The sequence below is a fragment of the Pseudoduganella rivuli genome, from assembly GCF_009674485.1.
Lineage (GTDB): Bacteria > Pseudomonadota > Gammaproteobacteria > Burkholderiales > Burkholderiaceae_D > Rugamonas > Rugamonas rivuli_B.
In genome coordinates, this window is sequence record NZ_WKJJ01000027.1 from 44,440 (window position 1) to 58,217 (window position 13,778).

Genomic DNA, 13,778 nt, shown 5'->3' on the forward strand with positions numbered 1-13,778 from the left:
GGGTCCCGATACTTAATTTTTTCCCAATCCCGGCCAATCCGGCTTCGCTCCCGCGAATCCCGGTTTCGTCGCATGGCGGTCGCCACCCTGCCCGCCCCTCCCTAAGCTGTCTCCATCGACCACCCAAGGAGACCGCCATGAAACCAACCATCCTCGCCCTCATCTTCGGCAGCGCCGCTGCCTTTGCCTGCGCGCTGGCCACGGCCGCGCCGCAGGAAGTTGCGCCGCACGGCTTCGTGGAGGCGCGCCAGCAATTCATGGCCGCCCTGGCCGGCGATGGCAAGGCGCGCGACGCGGCCATCAGCGCCTTCACGCACATGGCGGCGGCCAATCCGGGCCATCCGCTGCTGGCCGCCTATGCCGGGTCCGCGACGTCGCTGGCCGGGCGCGATGCGCTGATGCCGTGGAATAAGATGAAGTATTCGGAAGATGGCGCCGATGCGATCGAGAAGGCGCTGGCGCAGCTGACGCCGGCGCACGATGAGGCGCTGTTCAACGGTTCGCCGGAAAGCGTGGAAACGCGCATGGTGGCGGCCTCCACCTTGCTGAACCTGCCCGACTTCATGAACCGCCGCGCGGCCGGCAAACGCGCGCTGGATGCGGCGCTGAAGTCGCCCGTGTTCGAACAGGCGCCCGTGCCCGTACGCACCCGCCTGTACGCGCTGGCCGCGAAAACCGCCGCCGCCGACAAGCGCGCGCCGGACGAAGCGGCGTACCTGAAGCAACTGGTGCAACTGGCGCCGCAAGCGCCGGAAGGCCAGCGCGCCGCCGGCCGCCTGAAGGAGCTGGGCCTGTGAACCGCCTCAGTGATCCAATCAGCCAGCCATTGATGTCGCTGCGCGGCGTCAGCAAATCGTTCACGCTGGGCGACAACACCATCCACGCGTTGCGCGACGTGGAACTGGCCGTGGTGCGGGGCGAGATTGCCGCCGTCACGGGACCGTCCGGCAGCGGAAAAAGCACGCTGCTGAACCTGTGCGGCCTGCTCGACACGGCCGATCACGGCGAACTGCTGTTCGGCGGCGAACCGCTGCCCGCGGCCGACGACGTGCGCCGCACGGCGCTGCGGCGCCAGACCATCGGTTTCGTGTTCCAGAGCTTTAACCTGGTGCCGGTCATGAACGCCTATGACAACGTGGAATTCCCCCTGTACCTGCTGGGGATCGATGCGGCGGAACGGCAGCGCCGCGTGCACGATGCGCTGCGGCGCGTCGGCCTGGAAGGCAAGGAAAAGCACCGGCCCGACCAGTTGTCCGGCGGCCAGCGCCAGCGCGTGGCGATTGCCCGGGCCATCGTCAAACGCCCGCAACTGGTGATTGCCGACGAACCCACCGCCAACCTCGACGCCGTGACGGCGGCGCAGATCGTCAGCCTGATGCGCGAACTGGCGCACGAACATGGCACGACGTTCCTGGTCGCCACCCATGACGACCGCATGATGCGCCACTGCGACCGCGCGCTGCGCCTGAACGACGGGATCTTGATGGAGGGAGAACGCCGTGTTCACTAAATTCAAATGGCTGTCGATGGCGCTGAAAAACGCCATGCGCAACCGCCGGCGTTCACTGGTGACGCTGGCCATCACGGCCACCGGCACGGCCGCCGCGCTGCTGGGCGGCGGCTTCGCACTGTACACCTACCAGTCGCTGGCGCAGGCCAGCGCCCGCGACACCGGCCACCTGGTGATCGCCGCCCCCGGCCACTTCGACGGCATCGACAACCTGCCGCTGGAACACGGGCTGGAACAGCCGGAATCGCTGGCGCAACAATTGCTGGCGCGCCCGGACGTCAAGCGCGTGCTGCCGCGCCTGCAATTTTCCGGCTTGATCAGTAATGGCGACAAGAGCGAAATCTTCCTCGGCACCGGTGTCGACGCGACGCAGGAATTCGTCGTCAAAGGCCCGTTCATGAAGCGCGAAGCGGGCGAACTGCTCGATGCCCAGGAGGCCAACGGGAAAACCGCGCCCGGCATCGTGATCGGCAAAGGGCTGGCGAAAATCCTCAATGTGCAGCCGGGCAGCGCGCTGACCTTGATGTCGACCACGGTCAACGGCGCCCTCAACGCGGCCGACGTGACCGTGACCGGTATCGTCAGCACCGGCATTGCCGACATCGACAAGCGCCTCGCCATGGTGGACCTGTCGACCGCGCAAACGCTGCTGCAAACGAAGAAGGTCAGCACCCTGAGCGTGTACCTGAACGACCTGGAACTGGCCGACGGCACGGCGGCGCAGTTGCGCGCACAGCATGGCGCCAGCCTGGACGTGCGCACATGGCTGGACCAGGCCATGTTCTACAAGAGTGTGAAAAGCCTGTACGACCGCATCTTCGGCTTCCTTGGCTTGATCGTGCTGGTGATCGTGCTGTTCTCCGTCACCAATACGCTGGCGATGGCCGTGATGGAACGCACGCGTGAAATCGGCACCCTGCGCGCCATGGGCGCCACGCCGGGTGAAGTGATGCGCGTATTCACACTGGAAGGCATGGCGCTGGGGACAGGCGGCGCGGTGACCGGCATGGCGCTGGCGGGCGGCATTGCGTTGTTCCTGCTGGTGGCCGGCGTGCAGATGCCGCCACCGCCGGGACGCACCGATGGCTATCCGCTGGCCGTCGCGGTCTCGGCACCGATGTATGCGGGCGCCGTGGTGATCGTCGCGCTGCTGTCCGCATGCGCATCGTGGTTCATCAGCCGCAGGGCTGCCCATCAATCCGTCGTGGAGGCGCTGTCCCATGTTTAAATTTTCCATATTGACCGCCCTGCTGCTGGCCGCGCAGTGCGCCACTGCCTCGGCGTCCGCGCTGGATGCGGAAGCCATCCTGAAAAAAGCCGACACCTATCGCTTGCCTGACGCATCGTCGCAAGTGGAAACGCTGGTACAAACCTTCAAGGGCGGCAAGCCGGACAAGGAGAAGCGCTACCAGGTGCTGGTGAAACCGGGCGGCAAGTCGCTGGTGCTGGCGCGTACGCCGGGCGAAGTGGGACTGAAAGTGCTGATGTCGGGCGATGATTTCTGGCTGCTTGCGCCGGGCAGCGCACGCCCGATGCGCATCACGCCCATGCAGAAACTGCTGGGCGAAGCATCGACGGGCGATATCGCCAATATGACATGGTCCGGCGATTACCAGGGAACTGTCGTGCGCGAACTGGAGGTCGATGGCGTGCCTTGCCTGGAGCTGGATTTGACGGCGCTGCGCAAGTCGCTCAGCTACCAGCGCATCGTGCTGCAAGTGGCGAAAAGCGATTCCCGGCCCGTGCATGCGGACTTGTATGCCGCGTCCGACCGCAAGCTGAAACAGGCGCACTTCAAGGTGGAACAGCGCGACGGGCGCCCTGCCGTCACCGTCATGAAGCTGGTCGATGAAGTGCAGTCCAGCCGCGTGACACTGGTGGAAACCGTCAGCCGCAAGCCGCGCCAGTTTGGCGATGAATTGTTCAACCCGATGTACTTGAGCCGCAACGACAACAACGTCCAATGAAGCATTTAATCAGTTGCGCGCTGCTGGCGTTTTCCCATGCCGCGCTGGCCGAAGACAGTACCGTGTTTTACCTGCGGGCGCAGACCGAATCGCTGGAAACCGCGTCGAACCGCGCCAACCATGGCTTCGGCATGGGCGAACTGCGCTGGCAAACGGATTTGCTGCGCGGTGTTGTCACGGCGCGGCACGACACCCGCGATGGCGACGTGCTGCGCGTGAATGAATTGTCGCTGGAACGGCCGCTGGCCGGCGGCTTCGCCACGGCCGGCAAAAAAGTCATGAGCTGGGATGTCGGCTATGCGTTCCGGCCGCTGGACGTGGTGCAGCAGGAAGACCGTCGCGCGTTGAATCCCGTGACCTTGGAAGGCGTTCCCATGCTGGCGTGGGAAGCGTTTGATGAAAGCCGCGCCGTTACCATCGTGTGGACCAATCCGGGGCACGGCAAGCGCGAACAGCCGAAAGGCGATGGCGCGCTGGCGGTGCGCCTGTACCGCCAGCAGGGTTCCACCGACCAGTATGCGGTGCTGCGGGTATCGGCGCGCAATGGGGTTGAAGGAGGCGTGTCGTTTTCCCATGTGGCCAGCGATGCGCTGGAATGGCATGGGTCGGTGCTGCTGCAACAGCGGCATGACGAGTGGATCGTCAGCCGCACGGCGCCGCCACGGTGGCAGCGTGTTGACGGCGGCGGCAAGGCGCTGGCGGGGTTGACGTGGACCACGGAGAGCAAGTTTTCCGTGCTGGGCGAGGCATGGGTGGATCGCACTGCGGCGCGGGGGCGGCAGCGCAACGTGCTGCTGCGGGCGTCGCAGACCGAGGGAGATCTGGAGGTGGCGGCGGATGTGCTGTGGCAGCCTGGCCAGGGGGCGTATCGAGGGAGCCGCGTTGCTTCCGTGGGGACCACGTGGAAGGCGTCGCCGTGGCTACTGAGTGCGAGCTTGCGGCATTTCAGTGGTGCGGCCAGCCATGTGGCGCGCAATGTGGCAGTCGCCACTTTGCAGTATGCATTCTGATCGGTGGCGCTTGCGCTATGTAGGGCGGACTTTACAAGGCCGCCGTGCTGGCGTGGCCACTGGCGATTGTTTTGTCGGGATGCTGGCAATGGCGGCTTCGCTGGCGCGAAACCGCCCTACGCGTTACAAGGCGCGGGTCGGATTGCGCTACATCTGGCGGAACAGGTGCGCATACAGCGGGCTGACGCGCACCTTCTCGCTGCGGCCCCGCATGTGCAGCGCCAGCTTGCCTGCTTCATCCTTGACCGCCGACAGCACGCACGTGGCGTTCACGATCGTGCCCCGGTGTACTTGCCAGAATACCTTGTCGTCCAGCTGCGGCAGCAATTCCTTCAAACTGGTGCGTATCAGCGCCTCGCTGTCCTGCGTCACCACGTTGACGTATTTATCCAGCGCTTCGAAATACACGACATCGCCGATCGGGATCATTTTCACCTGGTTGCCGACCGCCGCGCGGATTACCGTCAGCCGTTCCGGCGCGGCGGCGGGCGCACCGGCCAGGGCCGGCATCAGCGCCCGCATCTGGCCCAGCAAATCTTCCAGGCCGCCGCCCGGCGCTTTGGCGGACAGCCGTGCCTTCAGGCGCTCCACGGTGCGCGCCAGGCGCGCATCCGTGACGGGTTTCAGCACATAATCGGCTGCTTCGCGGTCGAAGGCGTCGACCGCATATTCGTCGTAGGCCGTCACGAACACGATTTGCGGAAACGGCTTGTCGCCGTCCCACAATTCCGCCAGTTCTTCGGCTGCTTCCAGGCCCGTCTTGCCGGGCATTTTGATATCCAGGAACAGCACATCGGGACGCAGCGCCAGCGCCTTTTCCACGGCGGCCACGCCGTGCGGACAGGTGGCGGCAATCGTCAACTCCGGCCACAGGCGTTGCAATGCATGCGCCAGGGTGGCGGCGAGGATCGGTTCGTCTTCGGCAATAATCGCGTGCAGGGTCATAAGTTAAACCGGTAAGGTGATGCGGGCCAGCGCGCCTTGCGGCTGCGCGGGTTCCAGGGTCAGGCTGGCATGGTCGCCATACAGCGCGCGCAAGCGTTCGCGCGTATTGGCCAGCCCCACGTTGGTGCCTTTCTTGCCGGGCCCCGCGTCGGGACCACGGCCATTGTCCTGCACCGTCAATGCCAGTGCGCCGTCGTGCAGCGCGGCGCCCACGGCGACGTGACCGCCTTCGATCTTCGGTTCCAGTCCGTGGGCAATGGCGTTTTCCACCAGCGGCTGCAACAGCATCGGCGGCACTTCGTGCGCGCGCAGTGCTTGCGGCAAGTCGAACGAATAGCTGAGGCGCTCGCCCATACGGATCTGCATCAGGCCAAGATACGCTTCCATCTGCGCGAACTCCTGTTCCAGCGTATTGCTGCCGGCGCGCGACGACGTCAGCGTGGCGCGCAGGTACTGGATCAGCAAGTCCAGCATTTGCTGGGCGCGCGGCGGATCGATCGCGATCAGGCCCTGCAAGTTGGCCAGCGTGTTGAACAGCATGTGCGGCTCGATCTGCGCCTGCAACGATTGCAGTTGCGCTTGCAGCGCCTGGCGCGCCACGGTTTCCGTGCGCGCTTTTTCCTGCGCCAGTTCCGCTTCCGCGCGCATGGCTTTTTCGCGGTGCGCGAAGAAGACCGTGGCAAAACCTGCCGCGATCAGGGTGATCACCAGGCTGCTGGCACCGCCGGCACTGGTGAACGAAAACAAACCGGTCAACGGATAGCCAAGGATTTTCCCCGCCAGCCAGCCGCCCGCCATTTGCGCCACCGGCGCCACCGCAGCAATGATCAGCGCAAAGACCAGCCAGTTGGGCCGCCCCGACTCGCCCCAGATCGACAGGCGGATGCCGTCGATCAGCAGGAACGCCGTGGTTCCGATGCAGGTCGAGATGATCAGGCTGCTGACGAAGTTGCCGTCGGACTTCAACACATAGGTCACCACCAGCGCGCAGGCGACATTGAACACCATCGCATAGCAAAAATCGCGCGCCAGGCGGTGGAAAGGAAACGTGGATAACTTCTGGGCAGTCATGACGGCGTACATGGGGAAGGATGCCGCATTCTCGCGTGCCGTTAGCGTAAAGGCAACCCGGATGCGACGAAACCGTTGCGTGGCGGCGCGAAACCGGTTGCCGGCGGAGCGAGACCGGGAATCCCGGTGCCTCAAGGGCCTCAGGTGCCGTAGCGGCGTACGCTGGCGACGTTGGCGGGCGGCGTGAACAGCTTCGGCTGCGGTGGCGCCACGGGCGCCGGCGCGGCCATCGAGCGGTCATCGTCCAGCATGCGCACCAGCGGCGCCAGCACGATTTTTTCGTCGGGGGTGGTGGTGTGCAGTGCCACGTCGCGCGCAATGTCGCGCAGCCGCCATTGCAGTTCGCGGCAAGCCACTTCGCGCTCGAACAGTAATTCGTCGCAGCCGCCGTTGAAGCCGGGCTGCTGGCGCACATACACATCCAGCCCGGTGCTGATGAAGGCGCGCTGGATATGGCGCACGCGGCCCACGGTGGTGTCCAGCAACTGGCGCGTGGTCGGCGATTTCGCGGCCGGGCCTTCGAGCAGGTTCCTGCCGATTTCCAGGATGGTCGAAATGCGCCAGAACAGGCGCTCCACGCTTTCGCCACCCAGCGCGCGCACGTCGCCGCCCTGCTCCGGGCCGGCCATGCGCAACGCGCCGGAAATGGCCGACAGCAATTCGTGCGAGTGTTCGCCGGGGATGATTTTCAATGCCAGTTCGGCCCGTTGCAACGGGTGGTCTTTCAACAGCACACCGGCAATCATTTCCGCCACCGACACCGCCTGCCCCGCCGCGCTGATCTGGTTGCCGGAAATCTGGCGCGGATAACCCGTGCCGTCATACCGTTCGTGGTGTTCCGCCACCGCGCGGCCGACCGCGGCGGGATAGCCGCCCAGCTCATCGATCAGCATCTGGCCGATGCGCGGGTGCACAACGATGTGCGACCATTCGTGCGGCAGCAGGCGCTTGCCGCGCGCCAGGTACGCGGGGTCGATATACAGTTCGCCGATATCGTGCAGCAGGCCGGCCAGGCCGGCAATGGTGACGTCGTTTTCACTCAGGCCCAGCTTTTTCGCCATGCAGATCGACAGCAGGCTGACCAGCACGGCGTGTTCCAGCGCATTGGCGCCGTTGCGCTGGGAGACCGTCAGCATCAGCGACAGCGCATTGCCGAACTCCATGCGCGACAGGTGCGCCAGCGCGGACGAGCCGCCCGTGCTGGTGGCGCGCAGGATATGGGCGACGGGCGGGCTGGTATCGATCAGGCGCGCGGCAATGGCAACGATGGTGTTGGCGTCCACGCCGTCGCGCACGCGCACGCAGCTTTCAAACGGGCGCTTGAGCTTATGCAGGATCAGCTTTTCCTGCAGGGCGCGCGTGACACGGGCGCCCTTGGCCACCAGTTTCATGCCGCGCACGTCGAGGATGTCGACGATCACTTCCACCGCCATGGTCTCGGCCACGTCCATTACCTTGCCAAGGTAATGTTTGTTGACTGGGAGTGCGTTCAGGGCGGACATCGCGGCTACCTCGGTGGTTGTGACGGAAAGCTGATTAACTATCGTTATGATAGCACCATTCATTGCCGTATGGAAATTTACATTTCCACATAGCAATTAGTCGAAATAGCGCATACCATCTAGTCACGGGCCCAACATAATTGCAGGCTCCCCACTTTGCGCGTTGTTAAAAGATTGCCTTTTACTTAAGCAACGCTACAATGGAACATCCCACTCTGTGAGGTTTCACCATGTCGAATACCTCTTCTCACTGCGCTTTGGCCATGCTGGCTGAAGAAATGCTGATGCTGGTCCTCGCCGGCAGGAAAACCGCGACCTGCATGCCGCTGGCAAAGCTCACCGCGGCCGGCACGCCTATCCCCGAACCGGGCAAGCGCGACGTGGTGCTCGATGGCGACGGCGTTCCCGCCTGCACCGTGGAAACCGTGGCGGTCGTCACGTGCCGGTTCGATGAAGTCACGGAAGAATTCGCCCGTGCCGAGGGCGAGCCGTCACTGGACGCGTGGCGCATTTCCCATTCGCGCCACTTTGCACGCAATGGCGGGTTTACGCCGGCCATGAAGCTGGTGTGCGAGCAGTTCAAGGTGGTGGAAATGCTGGGAACGTACAAAAAAGTTTGAAACGGGAATACCGGCTTTCGTCAGGTCCACACGCGGCTATAATTGCAAAATAATTAACTGTGCTGATTTGGCACTTCCCAAGACATTATTGCATGGCTTACCTGACCCTCACTTCGATCTATCCCTACCGTAACAACACCGACATTCCAGCCAACGCCAGCCTGGAGCTGGGCTTCAGCGAACCGGTCGCCGCCGGCTGGGGCTCCATCCAGATTTACCACGGCTACGACTCGGCAGTGACGATCGATATTCGCAGCCCGCTCGTTACCATCACTGGCAACAAGGTGCTGGTGGATCTGCCGGACATGCTGTATGGGCATGGGTATTCGATCATTGTGTCCTATGGCGCCCTCACGTCCATCGACGGCGCAACCTTCAACAACTACGAATCCACGGCATTCAGCATCATCCGCAGCACGGAGCCGCAGATCGTCACGGGCACGGATTTGTACGATCAAATCAATGGCCGCAACGGCGACGATGTGCTGAATGGCGCCGGCGGCGACGACTTGATCCACGGCTGGGAAGGCAACGATACGCTGTTTGGCGGCATAGGCAACGACACGCTCAATGGCGGCCTGGGTGACGATGTGCTGGACGGCGGCGATGGCGATGACTGGCTGGCGGACAACGATCCCGGTGTGCTGGAATATGCCGGCGACGGCAACGACACGCTGCGGGGCGGCAACGGCAATGACAACCTGCGCAGCACCACGGGCGACGACGTGCTGGAAGGCGGCGACGGCAACGACTACCTGGATGCCCTTTATGGCCACGATACGTTGCGGGGCGGCGCCGGCAACGACCAGTTGAGGGTGTTTGCCAGCGACGGTTCCACCGCGGATGGCGGTGACGGCAACGATGACCTGCGGGGCGGCGTCAATGACACGTTATTGGGCGGCACCGGCGACGACAAGCTGATACTGGCGGGCTGGAGCGCCGCCGGCAAGGGCGTTGCCGACGGCGGCGCCGGCAACGATTTCTTCGAAATCCGGCCTGACCTCGCTCAGCTGGAGGCCGTGCTGACGGGCGGCCCGGGCAGCGACACGTTCCAGTTCCTCGCCGGCGGATCGGAGCCCCTGACGCACACCATCACGGATTTCGAACCGGGCAAGGACAAGCTGGACTTACCCGACGTGAAGCTGGCTTACCCCAACGGCAACCCGTTTGCGGGCGGCTACCTGCACGCGGAACAGCGTGGCGCCGACACCGTGATTTCCCTCGATCCGGATGGCCCGGCCGGCAGCAAGTCGGTGATTGCGCCCTATCTGATCCTGGAAAATGTCGCGCTGGCGGCGCTTGGCCCCGGCGACTTCGACGGCTACCTGGCGCCGGACGGCAGCAGCACCGGCTTCCAGTTGCAGGGCGCCGGCGGCAACGATACGCTGACCGGCTCGCAAATGGCCGACACCCTGTCCGGTGGCGCCGGCCAGGACCGTCTCGATGGCTTGGGCGGGAACGACTTGCTCGATGGCGGCGACGATGCCGACACCATCAACGGCGGCGCCGGCAATGACACGCTGCGTGGCGGCAATGGCGCGGATACGCTGACCGGCAACGATGGCGACGATACCTTCGATGGCGGCGACGATGACGATTACCTGTTCGACGGCAGCGGCAGCAACGTGCTGCATGGTGGCGCCGGCCACGACAACATCCGGCTCAGCGGCGGCGACAACCGCGTGTATGGCGACGCGGGCATCGACTTCGTCACCATTGAAAAGGGCTCGGCCATCATCGATGCGGGCGACGGCAATGACCGCATCGCCGTGACCGGCATCCAGACCGATGTCACCGCCACTGGCGGCGCCGGCCGCGACCGCTACACCTTCGCGTCAACGCTGGAAAAGCCGGTCACCATCACGGATTTCGCCACCGGCAAGGATGGCGACATTGTCGACCCGTTCACCTTCTTCAGCGATACCAGCCACCCCGCCAACTTGTTCCTGACGGGGCAACTGCGCCTGCAGCAGCAAGGCGCCGATACCTGGCTGCAGGTGGACAAGGACGGTCCGGCCGGCGCCGGCGAATTCAAGACCATGGTCATCCTGCGCAACACGCAAATGGCCGCGCTGACCAACGATAACTTCGCCCAGGGCATCCACCCGTCCGGCACCAGCCAGGGCGAAACCATCATCGAAGACGCGGGCCGGGACGAACTGATCGGCGGCTTCCAGAATGACTACCTCGACGGCGGCGGCGGCAACGACAGGCTGGTGGGCAATGGCGGCAACGATACGCTGATCGGCGGCGCCGGCAACGACGACCTGACGGGCGGCGCGGGCAGCGACAAGCTCGATGGCGGCGACGGTTTGGACTGGGCGCACTACGACTCGGCGTTTGCCAACTACCGCGTGACGCGCAGCGACGGTGTGCTGCGCGTGGAAAACAGCATCACGGGCGACGTCGACACCATCGCCAACGTGGAGCGCATCGAGTACAGCGAAGTCTTGCCACTCGTCTTCAGCTACAACATCACCCGCGTCGCGTATGACGTCGACGCCAACGGCAATGCAGGCAAGGTCTATCGCCTGTACCAGGCAGCCTATGACCGCACGCCCGACGCCTACGGCTTCCGCTTCTGGCTGGGCAACGCGGACCGGGGGCAAACCATGGCGGAAATGGCGAAATTCTTCATGGGGTCGGACGAATTCAAACAACTGTACGGCGAGCAACCGTCCAATGCGGATTTCGTCACGCGCCTGTACCACAACGTCCTGCACCGCGATCCGGAACCGGATGGCTATAGCTACTGGGTGGCCTTATTGAATCGCAATGGCGCCACGCAGCTGGATATGTTGAACACCTTTGCCGAGAGCAAGGAGAATATGGAAAACGTGGCGAAGATTATTGGTGAGGGAATTTCCTATAACTATTACGGTCCGTACTGACATGGAACTGTCATGGCGCAACTGAACATCACGGGCGGCGCGGGCGACGATATCCTGAACGGCACCGACGGCGACGACAGCCTCGATGGCGCGGGCGGCAGCGACCTGCTTTGCGGTTTCGGTGGTGATGACCGCCTGGCGGGCGGCGAAGGCGACGACCGGCTCGAAGGCGGCAGCGGCAACGACGTCCTCGATGGCGGCGCCGGCAATGACGTCCTGGTGGCAGGCGCCGGCCGCGACACATTGCGCGGCGGCCCGGGCAACGACTTCCTCGGCCTGGTCCCGGAAAGCCGTGGTTCCACGGCCGAAGGCGGCGACGGCGACGATGAAATCAGCAGCGGTGGCAACGGCAATACGCTCGATGGCGGCAATGGCGATGACGTGCTGCGCGCCGACGTGTATTCGGGCCCGGAGCCAGGCATCGTGCGCCTTGCCGGTGGTAATGGCAACGATACGCTGTACGTCATGACTGGCGGCGCCCGGGCTGCGCCTGCCGAGATGAGCGGCGGCGCCGGCCGCGACAGGTTCATCATTGGCGGCGCCACACCCCCGACGCCGCACGTGATTACCGACTTCGAACCGGGCATCGACACCATCGAGTTCACTTTGGCCAGCGAGCTCAGCCCGGATACCAATCCGTTTGGCCCCAACGGCTACCTGCGTGCAAGCCAGCACGGCGCCGATGCCGTGATCTGGCAAGACGATGACGGCGCGGCCGGCCGGTCCGCCTCGGAGCGCGCATTCGTGGTGCTGAAAAATACTTTGCTGGCCAGTCTCGGCGCGGCGGATTTCTTCGGCATGGCGCCGGATGGCAGCACGGCGGGCCTGCAATGGCAAGGCACGGACGACGACGGCAGCGTCAACGGCTCGCCCGACAGCGATCGCCTGGCCGGCGGCGCAGGCAACGACAGCCTGTATGGCCATGGCAGCAATGACGTGATCGGCGGCGGCGACGGCAACGACAGGCTGTGGGGCGGCGGCGGCAATGATCAACTTACCGGCGGCAATGGCGATGATCAATTGACCGACGACTATGGCAACGACAACTTGTCCGGCGGCGATGGCAACGATGTGCTGACTGATTATGGCGGGACCAACCAGCTCGATGGCGGCAACGGCAACGACAGCCTGACCATGTATGGCAGCGGCAGCACGATGTCGGGCGGTGCTGGCAACGATGTGATGTCCGGCCATGGCGACGGCAATGTCCTGTCCGGCGGCGATGGCGCCGACCGGCTCACCTTCAACGGCAGCAGGAATGTCCTGTCCGGCGGCGACGGCGACGACGTGCTGCACCAGGATAACGGCGACAACCGCCTCGACGGCGGCAATGGCGACGACAAGATCACCATCATGGGCGGCAATAATTTTATCCAGGGAGGCGCCGGCAATGACGTGATCACCATGCTGGCCGACCGCGCCTTTGCCGATGGCGGCGACGGCAACGACATCATCGCCGCCCGTGGCGGCGCCAGCAGCGGATCGTTCGGCCTGTACGGCGGCAACGGCAACGACTGGCTGTCAGGCAGCGCGGGCAACGATATCGTCGATGGCGGCAGCGGCATCGACACGGTGGCGTTCCTGACGGCGTACAGCAATGTGCTGATCACCGCCACCGGTGGCGGCTATCGGGTGCAAGACCTGGCAGGTTTCAGTGGCACGGATACCGTGCGCGGCGCGGAGCGCCTGGCCTTCATCGACAGCGACTTACGCATCCAGTACGTGGCGCTCGATGTCGATGGCGCCGCCGGCAAGGTGTATCGCCTGCTGCACGCGGCCTTCGACCGCCGTCCGGACGACGCCGGCTTGGATTTCTGGCTGGGCGTGGCGGACCGGGGGACGGACTTGACGGAAATCGCCCGCCACCTGACCCGCTCCGGCGAATTCGAGACGCTGTATGGCGCGGCGCCCGCCAATGGAGAATTCATTACGCAACTGTACCGCAAGGCGCTGCACCGGGAACCGGATGCGGGCGGCTACGCGTACTGGCTCGATGCATTGGACAACCAGCGCGTTACCAGAGCCGACATGCTGGCGGCGGTGGCGGAGAGCCAGGAGCACGTGGAGGCAGTGGCGGAAATGATTGGAGGCGGGATCGTGTTTTATGGGACTGGTTTGATCCTGTAATTTCCACCTGATACTGTACTGAGCAACTGGTTGTTACAAATGGAGAGATTTCCCCTGGTACTAAAGTGATATTGTATTTTGGCAATTTTGCTTTACAGAGAAATAGGGATAGGCACCTATTATCGAAGACTAAAA

The 13,778-nt window shown here is 64.1% G+C and carries 11 protein-coding genes; 8 read left to right on the forward strand and 3 right to left on the reverse strand.

Annotated elements, in window-relative coordinates; genetic code table 11:
• The first annotated feature begins 137 nt into the window (after positions 1 to 137).
• Genes GJ700_RS30680 through GJ700_RS30700 form a run of 5 tightly spaced genes read left to right on the forward strand, consistent with a single transcriptional unit; the run spans position 138 to position 4,487 of the window.
• Positions 138 to 797, forward strand: coding sequence for a hypothetical protein (locus GJ700_RS30680; RefSeq protein WP_154381257.1), 660 nt, complete (start codon positions 138 to 140; stop codon positions 795 to 797).
• A complete protein-coding gene (locus tag GJ700_RS30685; protein ID WP_371868210.1) occupies positions 794 to 1,510 on the forward strand; it encodes an ABC transporter ATP-binding protein in 717 nt (238 codons plus the stop codon). The genes GJ700_RS30680 and GJ700_RS30685 overlap by 4 nt, the downstream gene beginning before the upstream one ends.
• A complete protein-coding gene (locus GJ700_RS36355; RefSeq protein WP_371868211.1) occupies positions 1,500 to 2,738 on the forward strand; it encodes an ABC transporter permease in 1,239 nt (412 codons plus the stop codon). Before GJ700_RS30685 ends, GJ700_RS36355 begins: the two co-directional genes overlap by 11 nt.
• Positions 2,731 to 3,477, forward strand: coding sequence for an outer membrane lipoprotein-sorting protein (locus GJ700_RS30695; protein WP_154381259.1), 747 nt, complete (start codon positions 2,731 to 2,733; stop codon positions 3,475 to 3,477). The genes GJ700_RS36355 and GJ700_RS30695 overlap by 8 nt, the downstream gene beginning before the upstream one ends.
• Positions 3,474 to 4,487, forward strand: a complete 1,014-nt coding sequence (locus GJ700_RS30700) for a hypothetical protein (RefSeq protein WP_154381261.1) — start codon at positions 3,474 to 3,476, stop codon at positions 4,485 to 4,487. The genes GJ700_RS30695 and GJ700_RS30700 overlap by 4 nt, the downstream gene beginning before the upstream one ends.
• 147 nt (positions 4,488 to 4,634) lie before the next feature.
• Here GJ700_RS30700 and GJ700_RS30705 read toward each other — a convergent pair whose 3' ends face one another.
• The 3 genes from GJ700_RS30705 to GJ700_RS30715 form a co-directional block, all read right to left on the reverse strand.
• The gene (locus tag GJ700_RS30705) at positions 4,635 to 5,432 is read right to left on the reverse strand and encodes a LytR/AlgR family response regulator transcription factor (RefSeq protein WP_154381263.1); all 798 of its coding nucleotides are present in this window, start codon (positions 5,430 to 5,432) and stop codon (positions 4,635 to 4,637) included.
• Positions 5,433 to 5,435: 3 nt separating this feature from the next.
• Positions 5,436 to 6,503, reverse strand: a complete 1,068-nt coding sequence (locus GJ700_RS30710) for a sensor histidine kinase (RefSeq protein ID WP_195764060.1) — start codon at positions 6,501 to 6,503, stop codon at positions 5,436 to 5,438.
• Between the two features lie 140 nt (positions 6,504 to 6,643).
• Complete coding sequence (locus tag GJ700_RS30715) at positions 6,644 to 8,005, reverse strand: HD-GYP domain-containing protein (protein WP_195764061.1); 1,362 nt, start codon at positions 8,003 to 8,005, stop codon at positions 6,644 to 6,646.
• Positions 8,006 to 8,235: 230 nt separating this feature from the next.
• Between GJ700_RS30715 and GJ700_RS30720 the strand changes: the two genes are divergently transcribed.
• The 3 genes from GJ700_RS30720 to GJ700_RS30730 all read left to right on the forward strand — a co-directional run bounded on the left by GJ700_RS30720 (position 8,236) and on the right by GJ700_RS30730 (position 13,643).
• The gene (locus GJ700_RS30720) at positions 8,236 to 8,625 is read left to right on the forward strand and encodes an ASCH domain-containing protein (protein WP_154381269.1); all 390 of its coding nucleotides are present in this window, start codon (positions 8,236 to 8,238) and stop codon (positions 8,623 to 8,625) included.
• Between the two features lie 92 nt (positions 8,626 to 8,717).
• Complete coding sequence (locus GJ700_RS36170) at positions 8,718 to 11,516, forward strand: DUF4214 domain-containing protein (RefSeq protein WP_154381271.1); 2,799 nt, start codon at positions 8,718 to 8,720, stop codon at positions 11,514 to 11,516.
• A gap of 12 nt (positions 11,517 to 11,528) precedes the next feature.
• Positions 11,529 to 13,643 carry a DUF4214 domain-containing protein gene (locus GJ700_RS30730; protein WP_154381273.1) on the forward strand — a complete coding sequence of 705 codons (2,115 nt, stop codon included), beginning with the start codon at positions 11,529 to 11,531 and terminating at the stop codon, positions 13,641 to 13,643.
• Positions 13,644 to 13,778: the final 135 nt, after the last annotated feature.

Bases quoted from the DNA above. Each gene is read 5' to 3' on its own strand.
- GJ700_RS30715 (WP_195764061.1), bottom strand. From the start codon at position 8,005: ATGTCCGCCCTGAACGCACTCCCAGTCAACAAACATTACCTTGGCAAG.
- GJ700_RS30730 (WP_154381273.1), top strand. From the start codon at position 11,529: ATGGCGCAACTGAACATCACGGGCGGCGCGGGCGACGATATCCTGAAC.
- GJ700_RS30710 (WP_195764060.1), bottom strand. From the start codon at position 6,503: ATGACTGCCCAGAAGTTATCCACGTTTCCTTTCCACCGCCTGGCGCGC.
- GJ700_RS36170 (WP_154381271.1), top strand. From the start codon at position 8,718: ATGGCTTACCTGACCCTCACTTCGATCTATCCCTACCGTAACAACACC.
- GJ700_RS30705 (WP_154381263.1), bottom strand. From the start codon at position 5,432: ATGACCCTGCACGCGATTATTGCCGAAGACGAACCGATCCTCGCCGCC.
- GJ700_RS30720 (WP_154381269.1), top strand. From the start codon at position 8,236: ATGTCGAATACCTCTTCTCACTGCGCTTTGGCCATGCTGGCTGAAGAA.
- GJ700_RS30700 (WP_154381261.1), top strand. From the start codon at position 3,474: ATGAAGCATTTAATCAGTTGCGCGCTGCTGGCGTTTTCCCATGCCGCG.
- GJ700_RS30695 (WP_154381259.1), top strand. From the start codon at position 2,731: ATGTTTAAATTTTCCATATTGACCGCCCTGCTGCTGGCCGCGCAGTGC.
- GJ700_RS30680 (WP_154381257.1), top strand. From the start codon at position 138: ATGAAACCAACCATCCTCGCCCTCATCTTCGGCAGCGCCGCTGCCTTT.